A 19,246-nucleotide genomic window follows, 5' to 3' on the forward strand; every position below is an offset into this window, starting at 1 on the left:
TGTCTGCGAGGCAGCGACAGCTAAGCTGCGATCATGACATCGACGTGTCAGCTCAGCCGGATGTGATGGGTCTTCAAGAGGGGATGCAACGAAATTGATACTCGCTGCGTTGACCGCTCGTAAAAGGAGACAGGATCATGGACGCAACCGTTATCTTCACCACCTTCATTTCGATCTTTGCCGCCAGCGGCGTTCTCACGGCCTACTGGTACGCCAAGTAGGGGATGCGCCCGGAAACGACGCGCATTCCACCGTCTTGTGCTGCTCGCCGCCTAGTGAGCGCCGGACATGTCGCCCAGCACCTGCTTGGAAGCGACGGTCGAATCGGCATTGAGCCGGTAGACCATCGGAACGCCGGTCGCGAGGTTGAGCTTGAGGATTTCCGCCTTGCTCATCCGGTCGAGGACCATCACCAGCGACCGCAGAGAGTTGCCGTGTGCGGCAACCAGAACCTTTTCGCCACGCAGCACGCGCGGCAGGATCTCCGTCAGATAGTAAGGCCAGACCCGTGCACCGGTATCGCGCAGGCTTTCGCCGCCCGGCGGCGGGATGTCGTATGAGCGGCGCCAGATGTGCACCTGTTCTTCGCCCCACTTTGCGCGCGCGTCATCCTTGTTGAGACCTGAGAGATCGCCGTAGTCGCGCTCGTTGAGCGCCACGTCGCGGATCGTTTCCAGGTCGCTCTGGCCGACCTTGTCGAGCACGATCCGGCAGGTTTCCTGCGCACGCTTAAGTTCGGACGTGAAGGCGATGTCGAACTTGATCCCGGTTGCCGCCAGGGCCACGCCGCCGGAACTCGCTTCCTGCACGCCGAGCTCGGTGAGTTCCGGGTCCTTCCAGCCGGTGAACAGGTTCTTCAGGTTCCAGTCGCTCTGACCGTGGCGAACGAGGACGAGTGTGCCGGTCATGAATTCCTCCAGGAAGGTCTATGATCTGAGAGTTAGCGGGTAAGCCCGAGCACGTCGAGCATCGAGTAGAGGCCGGGCTTTTCCGGCCGTGCCCACAGTGCGGCGGCAATCGCGCCGCGGGCGAAGATCGACCGATCGAGAGCGCTGTGGGAGAGGGTCACGAGTTCCCCTTCGCCGGCAAGGATGACCGAGTGCTCGCCGATGACCGAGCCGCCGCGCAGGGCCGCAAAGCCGATCGTGCCTTCGCTCCTGGCGCCCGTATGGCCATCGCGGACCCTCACCGCCTGGGCGGCCAGGTCGATGCCGCGCCCGGAGGCTGCGGCTTCACCCAGCAGAAGCGCCGTGCCGGAAGGCGCGTCGACCTTGTGCTTGTGGTGCATTTCCAGCACTTCGATGTCCCAGCCGCTGGCCGGAAGTGCCTTCGCGGCCTGTTCGACGAGCACGCCGAGCAGATTGACGCCGAGGCTCATATTGCCGGACTTGACCACCCGCGCATGCCGCGCGGCCGCGGCGATCTTGTCGCCGTCGGCAGTCGAGCAGCCGGTTGTGCCGATGACGTGGACAATGCGTGCCTGAGCGGCGAGTGCTGCGAATTCGACGGAGCCGGCGGGGGAGGTGAAGTCGATGACGCCTTCCGCATGCAGGAAGGCTTCCAGCGGATCGGACGTGATCGGAACGCCGACGAAGCCGGCGCCGGACAGTTCGCCTGCGTCCTTGCCGATGAATGCTGAACCTTCGCGCTCGACGGCGGCATGCAGCCTGACGCCGGGCATCTGCTGGATGACGCGGATAATCGTCTGGCCCATGCGTCCTGCGGCGCCCACGACCACCAGCTTCATGTCATGTTCGCTCATGCGGAAATTTCGGCTCCGTTCTGCGTCCCGTCAGACGGGCGTTTGAAGATTGTTCAGCCGAGCGTAAAGCCCGTCGGGGCGCCGTGCAAGCGCCTCGTGGTTACCCTCCTCGACCACCTGGCCTTCCGCCATGACGATGATCTTGTCAGCCTTGACGACGGTCGACAGGCGGTGCGCGACGACGACCACCGTGCGGCCGTTCATCGCCGTATCGAGCGCCTTCTGGACGGCGGCTTCGGACTCGTTGTCGAGCGCCGACGTCGCTTCGTCAAGCAGCAGGATCGGCGCATTGCGGACCAGTGCCCGGGCGATCGACAGCCGCTGCCGCTGGCCGCCGGACAAGGTCACGCCGTTCTCGCCAACCGGTGTTTCGTAGCCCTGCGGCTGTGCCATGATGAAGCTGTGCGCATAGGCGAGCCTCGCGGCCTCCTCCACCTCGGCATCGGTAGCTTCCGGGCGGCCGTAGCGAATGTTATCGCGGATCGTTCCCTCGAACAGGTAGGGCTGCTGCGAGACGTAGGCGAGATGACGGCGAAGCGACGACTTGGTGACCTTGGCGATGTCCTGGCCATCGATCAGGATGACGCCTTCTGCCGGATCGTAAAAACGCGGGATCAGCGATATGATCGTCGACTTGCCGGCACCCGAAGGGCCGACGAGAGCCGTCGTCTTGCCACCCTCGGCGACGATGTCGACCTGCTTCAGGATCTGGTCGCCGCCGCCGTAGCGGAAGGTCACTCCCTTGAGCTCGATGCGTGCCTCGGTGACCACCAGGTCCCGCGCATTCGGCTCTTCGCGCTGCTGCGGCTGCAGGTCCAGAAGCTCGTAGATCATCCGGGCGTTGACCACGGCGCGTTCCATCTGCACCTGCAGGCGCGCCAGTCGGCGAGCCGGGTCGTAGGCCATCAGAAGCGCCGCGACGAAGGCGAAGAAGGCACCGGGCGGTACGCCGTCGTAGATGGACCGGAAGGCGGCATAGGCCAGCACGCTGGAAATCGACAGGCCTGCGAACGTTTCGGTCAGCGGCGAGGTGCGCTCGGTCAGGCGGGCAATACGGTTCGCCCGGTTCTCGGCGGCGTCGATGATGCCGTTGACCTTGCGGCTGAGTTCCTTCTCCATCGTGAACGACTTGACGATGGAAATGCCCTGGATGGTTTCCTGCATGGCGCCGACGACGTGGCTGTTCAGTTCCACCGATTCCTTGGTAGCGCTGCGCAGTCGCTTCGATACGTAGCGTAGCGCATAAAGAAGCGGCGGGGCGACGCCGAAGACGATCAGCGACAGGATCGGATCCTTGCTGACCATGACGGCGATCAGTGCCACCAGCGTCAGGAAGTCGCGCGCCGTCGACGTGACGGTGAGGTTCAGCACGTCACGGATGCCGTTGACGTTCTGGCTGATCTGCGCGGCAAGATGCGCGGAGCGGGATTCGCTGTAGAAGCCGACCGACAGCGTCATCAGATGGGCATAAAGCCGGCGCTGGTACTGCGCCACGATGTTGTTGCCGATCTTCGACAGGGTGACGGCCTGGCCGTAGGTGGCAAGGCCGCGCAGCACGAAGGCGATGAAGATCGCCCCGCAGATCATCCAGACGAGATCGGCACGCTTGTTGGCGAACGCCTCGTTGACGACCGATTCCATGATCCAGGCGGTAAAGGCGGTCGACAGTGCGACCACCACCAGACAGGAGATCGCAATCGCATATCCGCCCAGGTGCTCGCGGCCGTTTTCGGCAATGATCCGCTTCAGCACGCCCGTGACGGTGCCGGAATCCACGAGGGACTTGCGCTTCTTCGCTGTGTCGACTGCGTCCAAAAAAGGTCTTCCCTTATCGGTGCGGCAAGATGGCCGCGCGTTGGGGTCTTAACCAGTCGTGCCATCTTTGGCTAGAAGCACCCTTTAGATTCCAGCCGGCTGTTGCATTACTACCCCCGCCAGCGACGTCCGTCCGTCGCCAATCCGAACTGCTCGGGCGTCCGCGCATAGGACGCCAGTCCCGCGAGTGCCGCCTGCGGATGCGTCACGATGAAGGTTGGAATCTGGCGCATCAGCGCCGTATGCGGTGCCTTGTCCTCGAACGCTGCGCGGAACTCCGGTCGCTTGAGGGCGGGGATGATCTTCTGCGAAATGCCGCCGGCCAGATAGACGCCGCCCTTGGCCATCATGATCAGCGCCATGTCGCCGGCAAGCCGGCCGAGATAGGTGACGAACAGCGTGAGGGTCTCGAACGCCTGCGGGTTGTGGCCGGACAGACCATGCGTGGTGATATCGGCCGGATCGTTGTAGATCGGTTCGATGCCGTCGGTCTTGCAGATGGCGCGGTAGAGATTGACGAGGCCGCGACCGCAGAGGATCTGCTCGCCGGCGACGCGGCCCTCGATCCGCTCGATGTTCGGAAAGATCTCGAGATCGCGCTCGCTGCGCGGACCGAGATCGACATGCCCGCCTTCGCCGGGCACCGGAAACCACATGTCGCGGGCATGCACCAGTCCGGCGACCCCGAGGCCGGTGCCGGGCCCGAGTACGACGCGCGAGGCGACCGGGGCATCGTTACGCGGACCGACCGGCATGCGGTCGTCCGGAGACAGCGACGCGATCGCCAGCGCCTGCGCCTCGAAATCGTTGATCACCAGCACGTCGCTGAAGCCCAGCTGTTCGATGAGCTGTCTCGGCCGGACGATCCAGTCGCAATTGGTCAGCGGGATCTCGTCACCCTCGATGGGTGCAGCAACAGCGAGGATTGCCGATCGCGGCTGCTTGGACGTCTTGTCGAGGACCTCCTGCTGGATGGCCTGGTCGATTGTCTCGAAATCCGCAGTGCGGACATTGGGAAACTGCTGCGGTTCGGCAAGACTGTCGGCCAGAACCCAGAACCGCGCATTCGTTCCGCCGATATCGCCAATCAGGATCGGGAAGGCCAGCGGCGCAACGCTGTGAAATTCTCTTGCCATCAAGGGGCTCCGTGCGGCGGACTTACTGGAAGTCGACGAGTTTTTCGGCCGTGGCGCGGTTCAGCGCCATCGGGATGTCATAGACGGTAGCAAGCCGCGTCAGCGCCTTGACGTCGACATCGTGCGGCAGGGGCGTGAGCGGATCGGTGAAGAAGATCAGCATGCTGACCTCGCCGGTGGCGATCATCGCGCCGATCTGCTGGTCGCCGCCCAGCGGTCCGCTCTTCAGCCGAGTGACCGAGAGGCTGGGACAGGCTTCCTGCACGCGTCCTCCCGTGGTTCCGGTGGCAACGATGCGGAAACCGGCCAGCACCTTCTCGTGGCGCTGCGCGAACTCCGCCATTTCGGCTTTCTTCTGGTCATGCGCAATGAGCGCGATGCAGGGCTTTTCCGTCACGAGACCTCGTTCCTCGGCTTCTCTCGGGAGGCTCGTTTTCTACACCGAAGGTGTTTCGCAATGGAAGGCTTTAAATCGATTTACGGCCGCAGGATCAATTTGTCGGCCGCGGTCGTGGCTCCGGCGCCGTATCCGGGAGGACCGGAACCGCAGCGGCAGCCGGCACGGCGGTCTCGGGTTCGGCCGGCGACGCCGTCATGGACGCGCGAACCGCAGAGCCGGAGCTGGAACTGGGGGCGGCCAGAACCGCGGCACAGGCCTTCGGCAGGTCCGAAACCATCACAGGCCTTGGCGGCGGCGGTGGCTTGCGATTCGGATCGGGTTTCGGCTTGGCCCAAGGCTCCGGAGTGAACCACCACGCCAGCGACTTGTCGCAGCCGTCGCCCGACGCCACCGGTGCCTGCGGTTTGCAGCTTGCGACGCCCGGCGGACAGGTGAGGCGAATGTGGAAGTGTTCGTCATGGCCGTACATTGGACGGACCTTGCCAAGATCCGAGCGGTCGCCGGTCCAGCTTTCGCAGAGCTTCTTCTTGATCGCCGGATTGACAAAAATCCGCTCGACCTGCGGATAGCTTGCAGCCGTCATCACCAGACGTGCGGACGTGCTGGTCCAGCGCCGGCTGTCGACACTCAGGAACTTGCTCTTGTCGAGCATGGAGGTGAACGGGATGGTCTCGCGCTCAGCAGGCGTGAGGCGCTTGTCTGGCATCGGCGTGAACCAGACATCCACGTCGAGGCCTACCTGATGGGACGCATGTCCCGATGCCATCGGGCCCCCACGCGGTTGCGACATGTCGCCGACCAGGATGCCGTTGCCCCAGCCAAGTCGCACCGCGTCCTGCGACAGCTGTTGCAGCGTCGCGATCGTTTGCGGCATGCCCCAGTGCCTGTTGCGCGACAGGCGCATCGCCTGCCAGTGCGGTCCATCGTCCGGCAGTGCCACGGCGCCGGAAATGCAGCCCTTGGCGTAGGAGCCGATGGGCTGCTGCGCGCCGGCATTGGGTGCCGCCACGGCGCCGAAGGCCTGCTTGGCGGGCTGGTCGGCAACCGCCGGAGCGCCAGCCGCGAGTGTCATCAGAAGCCCGAGCGAGGAGATGGTGAGCCGGCGGAGCAAGAAGGGTGGGTTCGGCATCGACTGTCATTTACCTGATTGAGCGCGGCGGAGGCCGTGCAAGCTTGCGCCCGTCAATCTAGACTGATTTGGGCCTGTCGTGAATCCGTCGCGCGCCGATCACGGCGTAACGAAGGCGACGTGATAAAAAGCTTGTGAGACGGTGCGACTGTATTTTGGCCCGCTTTGTCTTATGTTCCTCGACATCGGTCGAACATTACGAGGAAAAGCTGCATGCTCCTGGCGCATCTGCGAACTGGTCTGACGGCGCTCGCCACGATCTCCATGGCCTGGGTGCCGCTGGTCGCCGAGGCCCAGGAGCCGATCTGGCGGCACGCGATCTCGGTGCTCGAGGAGCCCAAACTGCCACCGGATTTCAAGGCGCTCCCTTACGTGAACGTTGACGCGCCGAAAGGCGGCGAACTGCGCCTGTCGGCGGAAGGCACCTTCGATAGCTTCAATCCGCTGATCGACCGCGGTAGCCCGGCCTTGGGAACGACCCTCGTGTTCGAGACACTGCTCAAGACTTCCGAGAATGAGGTTCTGGCTAGCTACGGACTGCTTGCCGAAGCGGTGGCCGTTCCAGACGACATGTCGTCGGCGAGCTTCCGGCTGCGGCCGGAGGCGAAATGGGCCGACGGACAGCCGGTGACGCCAGAGGACGTGATCTTCAGCTTCGACGCTGCCAAGCAGCACAGCACCCAGCTTGCCAGCTACTATCGCCATGTGACCGCTGCCGAGAAGACCGGCGACCGTGAAGTCACCTTCCGCTTCGACGAGAAGAACAACCGCGAGCTTCCCGCCATCGTCGGAGATTTTCCTGTCCTGCCGAAGCACTGGTGGGAGGGCAAGGATGCCCGTGGTCAGCAGCGCGACATTTCACGCACGACGCTGGAGCCGCTGATGGGGTCCGGCGCCTACAAGATCGGCGCCGTACAGCCAGGCTCGACCATCCGCTACGAGCGCCGCGACGATTATTGGGGCAAGGATCTGCCGATCAACGTCGGGCAGCACAACTTTGCGACCATCAGCTACACCTACTTTGCCGATCCGGACGTCGAGTTCGAAGCTTTCCGCGCCGGCACTATCGATTATTATCAGGAGAGCAGTTCCAGCCGCTGGGCCACCCGTTACGCATTCGATGCGGTAAAGGACGGCCGGGTGGTGCGCGAGGCGCTTCCCAACCAGTTCCGCGCCACCGGCGTCATGCAGGCCATGGTGCCGAACATGCGCCGCGACATCTTCAAGGACGAGAGGGTTCGCGAGGCGCTGAACTACGCCTTCGACTTCGAGGATTTGAACAAGAACCTCGCCTATGGCGGTCTGAAGCGCGTCGACAGCTTCTTCTGGGGCACCGAACTTGCCTCCTCCGGCCTGCCGCAGGGACGCGAACTCGAAATTCTCGAAGGCATCAAGGACCAGGTGCCGCCGGAGGTCTTCAACAAGCCCTACACAAACCCGGTGGGCGGCGATCCGCAGAAGGTTCGCGACAATTTCCGGCAGGCGATCGCCCTGATGAAGGAGGCCGGCTGGGAGTTGAAGGGCAACCGGATGGTCAACACCAAGACCGGCCAGCCGATGAGCTTCGAAATCCTCCTGAACAGTCCGGCGCTGGAGCGATCGGTGCTGCCCTTCGTCGCCAGCCTGAAGAAAATCGGCATCGATGCCCGCATCCGTACCGTCGACGCCTCGCAGTACATCAACCGTATTCGCAGCTTCGACTACGATGTCATCTGGAGCGTATGGGCGCAGACCATGAATCCCGGCAATGAACAGGCAGATTACTGGGGCTCGCAATCGGTCGGCCGCAACGGATCGCGCAACTATGCCGGGATTGCCGATCCGGCAATCGACACGCTGATCGGGATGATCACGGCGGCACCCAATCGCGACGAACAGGTGGCGGCGGTCAAGGCCATGGACCGCGTCCTGCTCGCCAGGCATTACGTCATGCCGCTGTTCTACACGGGCGAGACCAAGATCGCCTACTGGAACCGGCTTGCGCATCCGCAGACGCTGCCGGAGTATGGCATCGGCTTCCCGGACATCTGGTGGGCGAAGGCGAAGCAGTGACCGCCGGCCTATTCAACGACGGTGAGGGGCCTGGATCTCCTTACGGCGAAGGCGAGAGCGCTTGTGCTAGCCGGTGCAAACAGTCCAAATGAGCGGATCGCTGATTCCCCGATGAGAAGAAGCCGACGAGAGTTACAATGACCGAGTGCCCGATTTCCAACGAGACCCGTAGCCCTGACGGCTGCCCAGGCGGAGCGCGCTGATGGGCGCCTATATCCTGCGGCGCCTGTTGCTGATGATCCCGACGATCGTCGGGATCATGGGGATCTCGTTCCTCGTCGTGCAGTTTGCCCCCGGCGGCCCGGTCGAGCAGGTGATCGCCCAGATCCAGGGATCCGACAGCGGTGACAGGCTCGGCGGTAGCTCGGACGTCCAGCAGCTCGGCGGCGGCGATGAAGCGCGCTACCGCGGCGCACAGGGTCTTGATCCGGAGCTGATCGAGCGGCTGGAGAAACAGTTCGGCTTCGACAAGCCGCCGCTGACGCGCTTCCTCGAAATGATGTGGAACTATGCCCGCTTCGATTTCGGTGAAAGCTTCTTCCGCAATACTTCGGTGATCGACCTGATCCTCGACAAGCTGCCTGTCTCGATATCGCTCGGGGTCTGGATCCTCTTCGGCTCCTACATGATCTCCATTCCGCTCGGCATCAAGAAGGCCGTCAGCGATGGCTCGGCCTTCGATGTCTGGACCTCCGGGATCATCGTCGTCGGCTATGCGGTACCAAGTTTCCTGTTCGGCATCCTGCTCATCGTCGTGTTTGCCGGCGGCTCGTTCTTCGACTGGTTCCCGCTGCGCGGCCTCGTCTCCGACAACTGGAGCGAACTGCCCTGGTGGCAGAAGATCCTCGATTATTTCTGGCACCTGACGCTGCCGCTGATCGCCCTGTCGCTGTCAGCGTTCGCCACGACGACGCTGCTGACCAAGAACTCGTTCATCGACGAGATCAAGAAGCAGTATGTGGTGACGGCGCGCGCCAAGGGCCTGCCGGAGCGGCGCGTGCTCTACGGCCACGTATTCCGCAACGCCATGCTGATCGTCATCGCCGGCTTCCCGGCGTCCTTCATCTCGGCCTTCTTCACCGGTTCGCTGCTGATCGAGAACATCTTCTCGCTAGACGGCTTGGGCCGTCTCGGCTACCTGGCAATCGTCAACCGCGATTATCCGATCGTCTTCGGCACGCTCTACATCTTTTCGCTGCTCGGCCTCGTCGTCAGCCTTGTCTCCGACCTCATCTATACGTGGATCGATCCACGGATCGATTTTGAAAAGCGGGAGGTATGATGACCTCCAATGCTTCCACCATCGATCGAGACAATCTCGGAGCCGCTCCGCCGCGCAGGCCCTGGCTTGCGCCGACGAATATCCGCCGGCTGCAGAACTTCAGGGCCAACCGGCGCGGCTACTGGTCGTTCTGGATTTTCCTCGTGCTGTTCGGGCTGTCGCTCTGCGCCGAACTGATCGCCAACGATCGGCCGATCCTCGTCTCCTATAAGGGCGAGATCCTGGTTCCGGTGGCGGTAAACTATCCGGAAGAGAAGTTCGGCGGCTTCCTGGCGACCACCGATTACCGTTCCGACTTCATCCAGGAAGAGATCAACAGCAATGGCTGGATGATCTGGCCGCCGATCCGCTACTCCTACCAGACCGTCAACTCGTCCATCCCGCATTCGGCGCCGACCCCGCCCTTCTGGCTGATGGATGCGGGCGAACGCTGCAGCGCCTATCCGCAAGGCGCCGAGGATGTGAATTGCCGGCTCGGTAACCTCAACTGGTTCGGGACCGACGATCAGGCGCGCGACGTACTCGCCCGGCTGATCTACGGTTTCCGCATCTCGGTGCTGTTCGGCCTGGCGCTGACCATCTGCTCGGCGATCGTCGGCGTTACGGCCGGCGCCATCCAGGGCTTCTTCGGGGGCTGGACCGACCTTCTGATGCAACGCTTCATCGAGATCTGGTCGTCGATGCCGGTTCTCTACATCCTCCTGATCATCGCGGCCATCCTGCCGCCCGGCTTCTTCGTGCTGCTCGGCATCATGCTGCTGTTCGAATGGGTGGGCTTCGTGCATGTGGTGCGCGCCGAATTTTTGCGGGCGAGAAACTTCGAATACGTGCGAGCTGCAAGAGCGCTCGGCGTCGGCGACTGGACGATCATGTTCCGTCACCTCCTGCCCAACGCCATGGTGGCAACGCTGACCTTCCTACCCTTCATCCTGTCGGGCTCCATCGCCACGCTCACTTCGCTCGATTTTCTCGGTTTTGGCATGCCGCCCGGCTCGCCGTCGCTCGGTGAGATGATCGCTCAGGGCAAGAACAACCTGCAGGCACCGTGGCTGGGGCTGGCGGCGTTCTTCTCCATGTCGATCATGCTGTCGCTGCTGATCTTCATCGGCGAGGCGGTGCGCGACGCTTTCGATCCACGCAAGACCTTCGGGTGAACCGGATCGTCTTCGGACGCATTTTGTGGCAGCATGCTGATTGGCGCAGACAAGGCGGACGAGATGAACAAGATCGTGCGTGAGCACTACCCGGTGGAAAACCTGCCCGAAGACCTGCGCGAAGGTCTTGAGGCGGGCTCGACGGTGCGCGTGGTGGTGGAGGTGGAAGCTGCTATGTCGGCCACCGAGCGTCTGGAAACATGGGCCGCGGATTTTTGGTCGACGGATCCAGAGGATCGAAAGCCGATGTCCCGGGACGATCTTCGGGAGCAGCTCGGGCTCCTGCGTATGACCGATCGACCAGCCGTCTCGGTGGAGGAGGCGGTGGCGCGCGTGCGCACGCTGCGCGATGAATGGGACGATAAATGAGGCCTCCCGGGCGGATCTATCTTGATACGAACGTTCTCATAAGCCTGGGTGAGCCCCTCACGCTCACGGGGCGTTTGCTGGCAAGCGTGGTTCTGGCGGAGCGTGACTTGCCTCCTCTGTTCATCACCAGCAGGCTGGCTTTCGCGGAACTGATGGTGAAGCCGCTGCGTGACGGAGACGCCATCGCCGCATCGGTTTACTCATCCTGGGCTCAGCCCAGTTCCTGGCTGTCGGTCTGTGAAGTCGATGCACCCGTTCTCGATCTGGCCGCGCTGTTGCGCGCCCGGGTTCCACGCCTCAAACTTCCGGATGCCATCCATCTGGCTTCCGCCCTGGTGCACCGCTGCTCGCACCTCATGACTGCGGACCTGGCCTTGCAGGATGTTCCCGCCTTGGAGCACCCTTTCCTCGGATCCATCGAGATGACACCTCTTGCCATCATCCGCCCTGACGAACCCTCGCTTGCCGCTCTTCTCGAAAGCCTCACCGCATGACCGATCCACTTCTCTCCGTCCGCGATCTCTCCGTCGCCTTCCATCAGGGCGGCAAGCAGACGCTTGCCGTCGACCGGGTATCCTTCGACATCGCGCCCGGCGAAGTGATGGCTCTGGTCGGCGAGAGCGGTTCGGGAAAGTCGGTGACTGCCAACTCGGTACTGAAGCTGTTGCCCTATCCCTCCGCCAGCCACCCCTCCGGGGAGATCCTGTTTGGCGGGCGCGATCTGCTGAAGGCGTCGGAAGCGCAACTGCGTCAGGTGCGCGGCAACGATGTCACGATGATTTTCCAGGAGCCGATGACATCGCTCAATCCGCTGCACACGATCGAGAGGCAGGTTGGCGAGATTGTCGAACTGCATCAGGGGATGGCTGGCGAGGCGGTTGGCGAGCGTATCCTCGAACTGCTGCACCAGGTCGGCATCCGCGATCCGGAAAAGCGGCTGAAAGCCTATCCTCACGAACTCTCCGGTGGCCAGCGGCAGCGCGTCATGATCGCCATGGCGCTCGCCAACCGGCCGAAACTGCTGATCGCCGATGAACCGACCACAGCGCTCGACGTAACGGTGCAGGCGCAGATCCTCGAACTGCTGAAGCGGTTGCAGGTCGAGTACGGCATGTCCATTCTCTTCATCACCCATGATCTCGGCATCGTCCGGCGGTTTGCAGACAGGGTCTGCGTCATGACCAAGGGCAAGATCGTCGAACGGGGTACCGTCGAGGAGGTGTTCGCAGCACCAAAGCATGATTACACGCGTCACCTGCTCGCCTCCGAACCACGCGGCGAACCGCCATCGGCAGATCCGTCGAGACCCGTGGTCATCGAAGGCCGCGACGTCCGCGTCTGGTTTCCGGTAAAGGCCGGCTTCATGCGCCGGGTGGTCGATCACGTGAAGGCGGTCGACGGCATCAATGTGACGTTGCGCGCCGGCGAGACCGTCGGCGTGGTCGGCGAATCCGGCTCCGGCAAGACGACGCTTGGTCTGGCGCTCACCCGGCTGATCTCGTCGCAGGGTCAGATCGCCTTCATAGGCAAGGACATAGGCTCCTACAGCTTCAAGCGCATGCGACCGCTGCGTGACAGGCTGCAGGTGGTCTTCCAGGATCCCTACGGCTCGCTCAGCCCGCGCATGTCGGTCGGAGAGATCATTGCCGAGGGTCTGAAGGTGCATCAGCCCAACCTGTCGTCGGCGGACCGTGACCGGGCAGTCGCCGGCGCGCTGGACGAGGTCGGCCTGGATCCCGCCACGCGCTGGCGCTATCCGCACGAATTTTCCGGCGGCCAGCGGCAACGCATCGCGATCGCGCGGGCGATGGTGCTGAAGCCGAGGTTCGTGATGCTCGACGAGCCGACCTCCGCTCTCGACATGACGGTTCAGGCGCAGGTGGTCGACCTGCTACGCGACCTGCAGCGCAAGCATGATCTCGCCTATCTGTTCATCAGCCACGACTTGAAGGTGGTGAAGGCGCTCGCAAACCACGTGATCGTCATGCGCGCCGGCAAGGTGATGGAGGAGGGGCCGTCGGAGCAGATCTTCGGCGCGCCGCAGAACGAATACACGCGCGCCCTGATGGCTGCCGCCTTCAACATGAAGGCGATCGCAACCGGTGCCATCGCGCAGTAGTCGCCATTAGGCAGGTCGCCGTTACGGGAACAAACCCGAAGATTTCCCGTTGCCTTCCAGGAGACGCGGGGCCGATGCCGCGCGACAAGAGGAGTAACGCGCATGAACAGCCGTATCGATCCCACCGAGACCACGCCCGCACATTTGCAGGATCCGAACTTCACCCGCAGCGCGACGCGCCCGGTGGAACAGGCCGAGCGTCCCATGAGCCCCACGGAGGCCCGCCAGGGCCGACGCGGCATGCCCGTCTTCATGGTGCTGGTCTGTGGCCTGGTGCTCGCCATGGTCGCCTGGGGAGCCGCAGAATGGTGGGGACAGTCGACGGAACCGCCGGCCGAACAGACGGCAACGCCGCCCGCCGGCTCGACGACCCCGGCCAATCCCAACGCTCAGCCCTCGGCCAATCCCTGATGCTTCCAGGTCGCCAGCGGCTCAATCGATTTAAGCGGTCTGTGTCTGGACTTTGCTCCGGCTTTTTTCGATAACGTCCGGGAGGTTCCCTGCGCGGGAGCCTCCGTCGTAACGAAGCCCCCTCCCGGGAGGAGTGTGGGCAGAGGCAGCCATGGCAACGAAGACCGATATCGCGAAACGTGTCTATAATCACACGTGGAAGCTGGATCCCATTGTCCGCAGCCTGATCGATACGGACTTCTACAAGCTTCTGATGCTGCAGATGATCTGGAAGCTGCATCCGGATACGGATGTGACGTTTTCGCTGATCAACCGCACCAAGACAGTGCGGCTGACCGACGAAATCGACGAGGCCGAGCTTCGCGATCAGCTCGATCACGCCCGGACGCTCCGGCTCTCCAAGAAGGAGATGATCTGGCTTGCCGGTAACAGCTTCTACGGCAAGGAGCAGATCTTCGAACCTGACTTCCTGGCCTGGCTTTCCCGATACCAGCTGCCGGAATACGAGCTGTCCAAACGGGACGGGCAGTATGAATTGACGTTCCACGGCCGTTGGACCGATACAACCATGTGGGAGATCCCGGCGCTTGCCATCATCAACGAGCTGCGCTCGCGCTCGGCGATGCGGAGCCTCGGACCATTCACGCTCGACGTTCTCTACGCACGCGCCAAGGCTAAGATGTGGGCAAAGGTCGAGCGTCTGCAGGCTCTGCCGGGTCTCAGGATTTCGGATTTCGGAACCCGCCGTCGCCACAGCTTCCTGTGGCAGCGCTGGTGTGTCGAGGCGCTGAAGGAAGGTATCGGCCCGGCCTTTACCGGCACCAGCAACGTCCTGCTTGCGATGGATTCGGATCTGGAAGCCGTCGGTACCAATGCGCACGAACTGCCGATGGTGATGGCGGCGCTTGCCAACAGTGACGCGGAGCTGCGCGCCGCACCCTACCAGGTGCTCAAGGAGTGGAACCGACTCTATGGCGGCAACCTGCTGGTCGTTCTCCCGGATGCATTCGGCACGGCCTCCTTCCTGCGCGACGCGCCGGAATGGGTGGCCGACTGGACTGGTTTTCGGCCGGATAGCGCGCCGCCGATCGAGGGCGGTGAACGGATCGTCGCCTGGTGGAAGAAGATGGGTCGTGATCCGAGGCAGAAGCTGCTGGTGTTTTCCGACGGGCTCGACGTCGATGCGATCATCGATACCTACCGGCACTTCGAGGGCCGCGTCCGCATGGGCTTTGGCTGGGGTACCAATCTCACCAACGACTTTGCCGGTTGCGCCCCGAGTGAAATCGATGGGCTGAAGCCGATCTCGATCGTCTGCAAGGTCAGCGAAGCCAATGGGCGCCCCGCCGTCAAGCTTTCGGACAATCCACGCAAGGCGACCGGCGACCCTGCGGAAGTTCAGCGCTACCTGCGCTTCTTCGGCCAGGAGGATCGCGTGGAGCAGGCTGTTCTCGTCTGACAAGGCGTGCCGTTGCAAGCCGTCGATTAAACAACTGTTGACAAGGAAAACAGTTGTTGGGAGAAGGTGTCCAAGATTGCGTGGGACACGACTTGGATGGACGATCTCGGTTCGCAGGAAATATCGGTACTGAAGATCATCCGGGACAATCCGTTTGCCGGTCAGCAGGAGATTGCAGCGGCTTTGGGCCTGGCGCGGTCGACGGTGGCGGCGCACGTGTCCCAGCTGGTGCAGAAGGGCTATGTGCTCGGGCGCGGCTATCTTCTCCCGGAACCGAAACGTGCCGTCCTGATTGGCGGCGCGGTGTTTGATCGGAAGTATCGGGCGCGCGAGCCGGTGGTGATGGAAACCTCCAATCCGGTGGACAGTACGCGCAGCTTCGGCGGCGTTGCCCGCAACGTGGCAGAAAATCTGGCGCTTCTCGGCACGCCCACCAGCTTCGTCTCGCTCGTCGGCGAGGACGAGACAGGGGCATCGATTCTTGCGCATCTGCGCGAGCGGGGCGTCGATGTCAGCCAGGTGGTGACCACGCGTGAGCGACAGACGGCCGAATATGCGGCGATCCTCGACCCGAAGGGCGATCTGGTCATGGGCATTGCCGACATGGGGATCTTCGATCTCCTGCGTCCGGACCACATTGATCGCGCCTGGGCGCATCTGGCATCGGCCTCGCTGGTATTTGCCGACTGCAATCTGCCCGCCGATACGCTCGCCTACCTCGTTTCCCGCCGGCAAGGCGCCCGCTTCCAGCTGGCGGTCGACGCCGTTTCGACCCACAAGGTCGGCCGCCTGCCGGAGGATCTGACGGGAATAGACCTGCTGTTCATGAACATTGACGAGGCCAACAGCCGGCTCGGCCGCAGCGGCCATACGTCGCTTGATGATGCGGCCGATGCCGCACCCCGGCTTGCCGGTCAGGGAGCTGGCAACGTCGTCGTCACCATGGGTGCGCGCGGCATGGCCGTTGCCGCTGAGAGCAACGTCCGGACGTTTGCCGCCGTTGCTGCAAACGCCATCGACATGACGGGCGCCGGGGATGCCATGATCGCCGGCGCGCTCCACGGTCTTCTCGCAGAACAGGATGTCTACAAGGCAGCCCGCCTCGGCAGCCTGCTCGGGGCGCTCACCACAGAAACCTCGGCAAGCGTCCACCCCGAACTCTCGCAACATTTTCTGCAGGCCCATGCACACCGGCTTGCACACCAGGAAGGATGACCCCGATGACCCTGCTACGTCCAAAGCTGAGCCGTGAAGTGCAAGAGGCGCTTGCCGCCGGCGGGCCGGTGGTGGCTCTGGAATCGACCATCATCACCCACGGCATGCCCTATCCGGCGAATGTCGAAACGGCACTCGCCGTAGAGGCCGTTGTCCGCGAAAACGGTGCGGTCCCGGCAACGATCGCCGTGGTCGAAGGGGAGCTGCGGGCCGGGCTGGAGCGCGACGAACTGGAAGCGCTGGCGCAGGCCAAGGGCATCGTCAAGGCGTCCGGCAGGGATCTCGCGGTCGCCATGGTGCGCAAGGCCTCCGCCGGCACGACGGTCTCGGCAACCATGCTGCTCGCCGACCTGGCCGGTATCGAGATTTTCGCCACGGGTGGTGTCGGCGGCGTTCACCGCGGGGCGGAACAGACCTTCGACATCTCGGCGGACCTGACGGAACTTGGCCGTACGAAGACGGCTGTCGTCTGCGCCGGCGTCAAGTCGATCCTCGATATCGCCAAGACGCTTGAATATCTGGAAACCCAGCGCGTTCCGGTGATTGCCTATGGCACGGAGGATTTTCCTGCATTCTTCACCCGCACCAGCGGCTACAAGGCGGATCACCGGCTGGATACGCCGGAAGAGATCGCTGAGGCCATGCACCTTCATCACCGTCTCGGCACCGGAACCGGGCTGCTGATCGCCAATCCGATCCCGCAGAACGCGGCCCTCACGGCTGATTTCATCGATGGAACGATTGCCGATGCGGTGCGTGAAGCTGAACAGCGCGGTATCGGCCGCAAGGAGCTGACGCCCTTCCTGCTGTCTCGCATCAACGAGTTGTCGAACGGCGAAAGCCTGAAGGCAAACATTGCGCTGGTGAAGAACAATGCAGCGCTCGCGGCCCGCATGGCGGTCGCCTATGCGGCAATCAAGAAGGCCAACGGCTGACCGCGTCGCCGTCGGCCAGTGCCCGCTGAAGCAGGTTCCCTCCGCGTGTCGGAGGGAACCTCATCCAGGCGTCACGCGGTGTGCGGCAGACGCTGCAGCCGTTCGGTCAGCAGCGCATAGAAGCCGTCGGCATCGACGTCGCGCATGAACGTCGCGTTCTTCGGTCGCTGGGTGACGCCCCACCAGTCGGCGACGGTCATGCCCTTGGTGAGCTCCGACTTCGTCTCGATTTCGACGTTGCAAAGCCGGCCCGCATAGAGTTCCGGCTTGATCAGGTAGGCGATGACGTTCGGATCGTGCAGCGGACCGCCATCGGTGCCGTACTTTGCCTCGTCGAACCTCTCGAAGAATTCCAGCCAGCCGACGACGGCATCTGAAAGCCTCGTGCCGAGCGCCTTTACGGCGGCAACCCGCGCGGAAGTTGTCAGCGTCTTGTGGGTGACATCGAGCGGCATGAGGACGATCGGCGCGCCACAGCCCAGCACGATCTCGGCTGCCCGCGGGTCGACATAGATGTTGAATTCCGCCGCCGGCGTCACGTTGCCGCCTTCGAAGAGGCCGCCGCCCATCGACACGATCTGCTTGATCCGTGCGGCGATCGCCGGCTCGCGGGCAAGGGCGGTCCCGAGACTGGTCATCGGCCCGAGCGTGCAGATGGTCACGGTCCCCGGCGCATTGGCCATCACCGTCTCGATGATGAAGTCGACGCCGTGCTGCGCTTGCAGCGGCATCGTCGGCTCCGGCAGGTCGGCGCCGTCCATGCCGGTTGCGCCGTGGACGTATTCGGCCGTAAACAGGCTGCCTTCCATCGGTCCTTCGCAGCCTGAAAAGACCCGCACATCCGGGCGTCCGGCGAGCTCGCAGATCTTGCGGATGTTCGTCGATGTCAGCGACAGCGGAACGTTGCCGGCGGCCGCGACGATGCCGAGCACCTCGACCTCGGGGCTTGCCAGCGCCAGCAGAATCGCCAGCGCATCGTCCTGGCCGGGATCCGTGTCGATGATGATCTTCTGGGTCATGGATGTCGGTCCTCCTGTCGTGGCAAGGCGATGCGATACAACATGGCTTTGCCATGCAGAACAGCGAGCGGCAAGCAGGAAGCCGACGCTTTGACCCATGCTCCCTGCGGTTCTCGGCGCTTCTGAAAGAACCGAAACGCATCCCATGCGTAGTGATCTGTAAAAACGGAGGCTACGATGACCGACACACCCGCATCCCTCTCCGGCGAGGGCGAAGTCGCCTGGATTACCGGCGCCAGTTCCGGAATCGGCAGAGCCGTCGCGATCCGTCTCGCCGACGAAGGCTGGCGCGTCGCGGTCAGTGCCAGAAACGCTGAAAAGCTGGCGCAGCTGCAGGCCGAACTGCCGGGTCGCATCTTTCCCTTCCCGCTCGACGTCACAGATCGCGCCGCAGCCGTCGCAACCGGTGCGGCGATCCGCAACAGCCTGGGGCCGATCGATCTGGCGCTGTTTTCCGCCGGCAGCTACAAGCGCGACAGCGTCACGCAGTTTGACAGCGGCGCTCTGGCCGACACCTTCATGCTCAACGTGATCGGCACGGGCCATACGTTGGAAGCGGTCATCCCCGACATGGTAACGCGTCGCCATGGCGAGATCGCCGTCGTCGCGTCGGTCGCAGGTTACGTCGGCCTGCCGGGTGGGGGCTTCTACGGCGCCTCCAAGGCGGCACTCAACACTCTCTGCGAGGCGCTTTATCCGGAACTCGAGCGCGAGGACGTCCGGTTGCGGATCATCAATCCGGGCTTCGTCGACACGCCGCTGACGCAGAAGAACGATTTCCCGATGCCCTTCCTGATTTCCGTCGACGAGGCAGCCGACGCGATCATCAAGGGCCTGAAGAGCAACCGCTTCGAGATCATCTTTCCGTGGAAGATGGCGCTGTCGATCAAGACCCTGCGCGCCCTTCCGCGAAGCCTGCGCTTCATGATCACCCGCCGGATGGTCCGTCGCTGACGCTCCGCCCGCTGACAGGCCGCCTGGCGCTCCAC

The 19,246-nt window shown here is 63.3% G+C and carries 18 protein-coding genes; 11 read left to right on the forward strand and 7 right to left on the reverse strand.

Going from position 1 to position 19,246, the window contains the following annotated elements; all coding sequences use genetic code 11:
• Window positions 1-272: 272 nt before the first annotated feature.
• From ACR65N_RS16200 to mepA, 6 genes are all read right to left on the reverse strand, one after another.
• Entirely contained in the window at window positions 273-908 is a 636-nt protein-coding gene (locus tag ACR65N_RS16200; protein ID WP_430306412.1) for a 2,3-bisphosphoglycerate-dependent phosphoglycerate mutase, read from the reverse strand.
• A gap of 32 nt (window positions 909-940) precedes the next feature.
• A complete protein-coding gene (dapB, locus tag ACR65N_RS16205) occupies window positions 941-1,762 on the reverse strand; it encodes a 4-hydroxy-tetrahydrodipicolinate reductase (protein ID WP_440457855.1) in 822 nt (273 codons plus the stop codon).
• Between the two features lie 30 nt (window positions 1,763-1,792).
• Window positions 1,793-3,577: an ABC transporter ATP-binding protein gene (locus ACR65N_RS16210; protein ID WP_440457856.1), complete on the reverse strand. Its 1,785-nt coding sequence runs from the start codon at window positions 3,575-3,577 to the stop codon at window positions 1,793-1,795.
• A 110-nt stretch (window positions 3,578-3,687) separates the two neighbouring features.
• Window positions 3,688-4,713 carry a glucokinase gene (locus ACR65N_RS16215; RefSeq protein ID WP_440457857.1) on the reverse strand — a complete coding sequence of 342 codons (1,026 nt, stop codon included), beginning with the start codon at window positions 4,711-4,713 and terminating at the stop codon, window positions 3,688-3,690.
• A 22-nt stretch (window positions 4,714-4,735) separates the two neighbouring features.
• Window positions 4,736-5,110 carry a methylglyoxal synthase gene (locus ACR65N_RS16220; RefSeq protein WP_430306408.1) on the reverse strand — a complete coding sequence of 125 codons (375 nt, stop codon included), beginning with the start codon at window positions 5,108-5,110 and terminating at the stop codon, window positions 4,736-4,738.
• 94 nt (window positions 5,111-5,204) lie between these two features.
• The gene (mepA, locus tag ACR65N_RS16225) at window positions 5,205-6,242 is read right to left on the reverse strand and encodes a penicillin-insensitive murein endopeptidase (RefSeq protein WP_440457858.1); all 1,038 of its coding nucleotides are present in this window, start codon (window positions 6,240-6,242) and stop codon (window positions 5,205-5,207) included.
• A 213-nt stretch (window positions 6,243-6,455) separates the two neighbouring features.
• Between mepA and ACR65N_RS16230 the strand changes: the two genes are divergently transcribed.
• The 10 genes from ACR65N_RS16230 (at window position 6,456) to ACR65N_RS16275 (ending at window position 17,238) form a co-directional block, all read left to right on the forward strand.
• Complete coding sequence (locus ACR65N_RS16230) at window positions 6,456-8,294, forward strand: extracellular solute-binding protein (RefSeq protein WP_440457859.1); 1,839 nt, start codon at window positions 6,456-6,458, stop codon at window positions 8,292-8,294.
• 202 nt (window positions 8,295-8,496) lie between these two features.
• On the forward strand, window positions 8,497-9,576 hold the full coding sequence (locus ACR65N_RS16235; protein WP_440457860.1) for a microcin C ABC transporter permease YejB: 1,080 nt from the start codon (window positions 8,497-8,499) through the stop codon (window positions 9,574-9,576).
• Window positions 9,576-10,730 (forward strand): ABC transporter permease, encoded by a 1,155-nt coding sequence (locus ACR65N_RS16240; RefSeq protein ID WP_430306404.1) that lies wholly within the window; start codon window positions 9,576-9,578, stop codon window positions 10,728-10,730. The genes ACR65N_RS16235 and ACR65N_RS16240 overlap by 1 nt, the downstream gene beginning before the upstream one ends.
• A 63-nt stretch (window positions 10,731-10,793) precedes the next feature.
• Window positions 10,794-11,099, forward strand: coding sequence for a hypothetical protein (locus ACR65N_RS16245; protein WP_440457861.1), 306 nt, complete (start codon window positions 10,794-10,796; stop codon window positions 11,097-11,099).
• Complete coding sequence (locus tag ACR65N_RS16250; RefSeq protein WP_440457862.1) at window positions 11,096-11,593, forward strand: type II toxin-antitoxin system VapC family toxin; 498 nt, start codon at window positions 11,096-11,098, stop codon at window positions 11,591-11,593. The genes ACR65N_RS16245 and ACR65N_RS16250 overlap by 4 nt, the downstream gene beginning before the upstream one ends.
• Window positions 11,590-13,218, forward strand: a complete 1,629-nt coding sequence (locus tag ACR65N_RS16255) for an ABC transporter ATP-binding protein (RefSeq protein WP_440457863.1) — start codon at window positions 11,590-11,592, stop codon at window positions 13,216-13,218. The genes ACR65N_RS16250 and ACR65N_RS16255 overlap by 4 nt, the downstream gene beginning before the upstream one ends.
• A gap of 102 nt (window positions 13,219-13,320) precedes the next feature.
• Window positions 13,321-13,629 carry a hypothetical protein gene (locus ACR65N_RS16260; RefSeq protein WP_430306400.1) on the forward strand — a complete coding sequence of 103 codons (309 nt, stop codon included), beginning with the start codon at window positions 13,321-13,323 and terminating at the stop codon, window positions 13,627-13,629.
• Between the two features lie 151 nt (window positions 13,630-13,780).
• The gene (gene pncB, locus ACR65N_RS16265; RefSeq protein ID WP_440457864.1) at window positions 13,781-15,088 is read left to right on the forward strand and encodes a nicotinate phosphoribosyltransferase; all 1,308 of its coding nucleotides are present in this window, start codon (window positions 13,781-13,783) and stop codon (window positions 15,086-15,088) included.
• Window positions 15,089-15,184: 96 nt separating this feature from the next.
• On the forward strand, window positions 15,185-16,303 hold the full coding sequence (locus ACR65N_RS16270; protein ID WP_440457865.1) for a carbohydrate kinase: 1,119 nt from the start codon (window positions 15,185-15,187) through the stop codon (window positions 16,301-16,303).
• 5 nt (window positions 16,304-16,308) lie between these two features.
• Window positions 16,309-17,238: a pseudouridine-5'-phosphate glycosidase gene (locus ACR65N_RS16275; RefSeq protein ID WP_440457866.1), complete on the forward strand. Its 930-nt coding sequence runs from the start codon at window positions 16,309-16,311 to the stop codon at window positions 17,236-17,238.
• Window positions 17,239-17,309: 71 nt separating this feature from the next.
• Here the strand turns inward: ACR65N_RS16275 and ACR65N_RS16280 are convergent, their stop codons facing one another.
• Complete coding sequence (locus ACR65N_RS16280; RefSeq protein WP_440457867.1) at window positions 17,310-18,257, reverse strand: nucleoside hydrolase; 948 nt, start codon at window positions 18,255-18,257, stop codon at window positions 17,310-17,312.
• Between the two features lie 177 nt (window positions 18,258-18,434).
• Between ACR65N_RS16280 and ACR65N_RS16285 the strand changes: the two genes are divergently transcribed.
• Window positions 18,435-19,211, forward strand: coding sequence for an SDR family NAD(P)-dependent oxidoreductase (locus ACR65N_RS16285; RefSeq protein WP_440457868.1), 777 nt, complete (start codon window positions 18,435-18,437; stop codon window positions 19,209-19,211).
• Window positions 19,212-19,246: the final 35 nt, after the last annotated feature.

This window comes from Rhizobium sp. SAFR-030 (assembly GCF_059415005.1).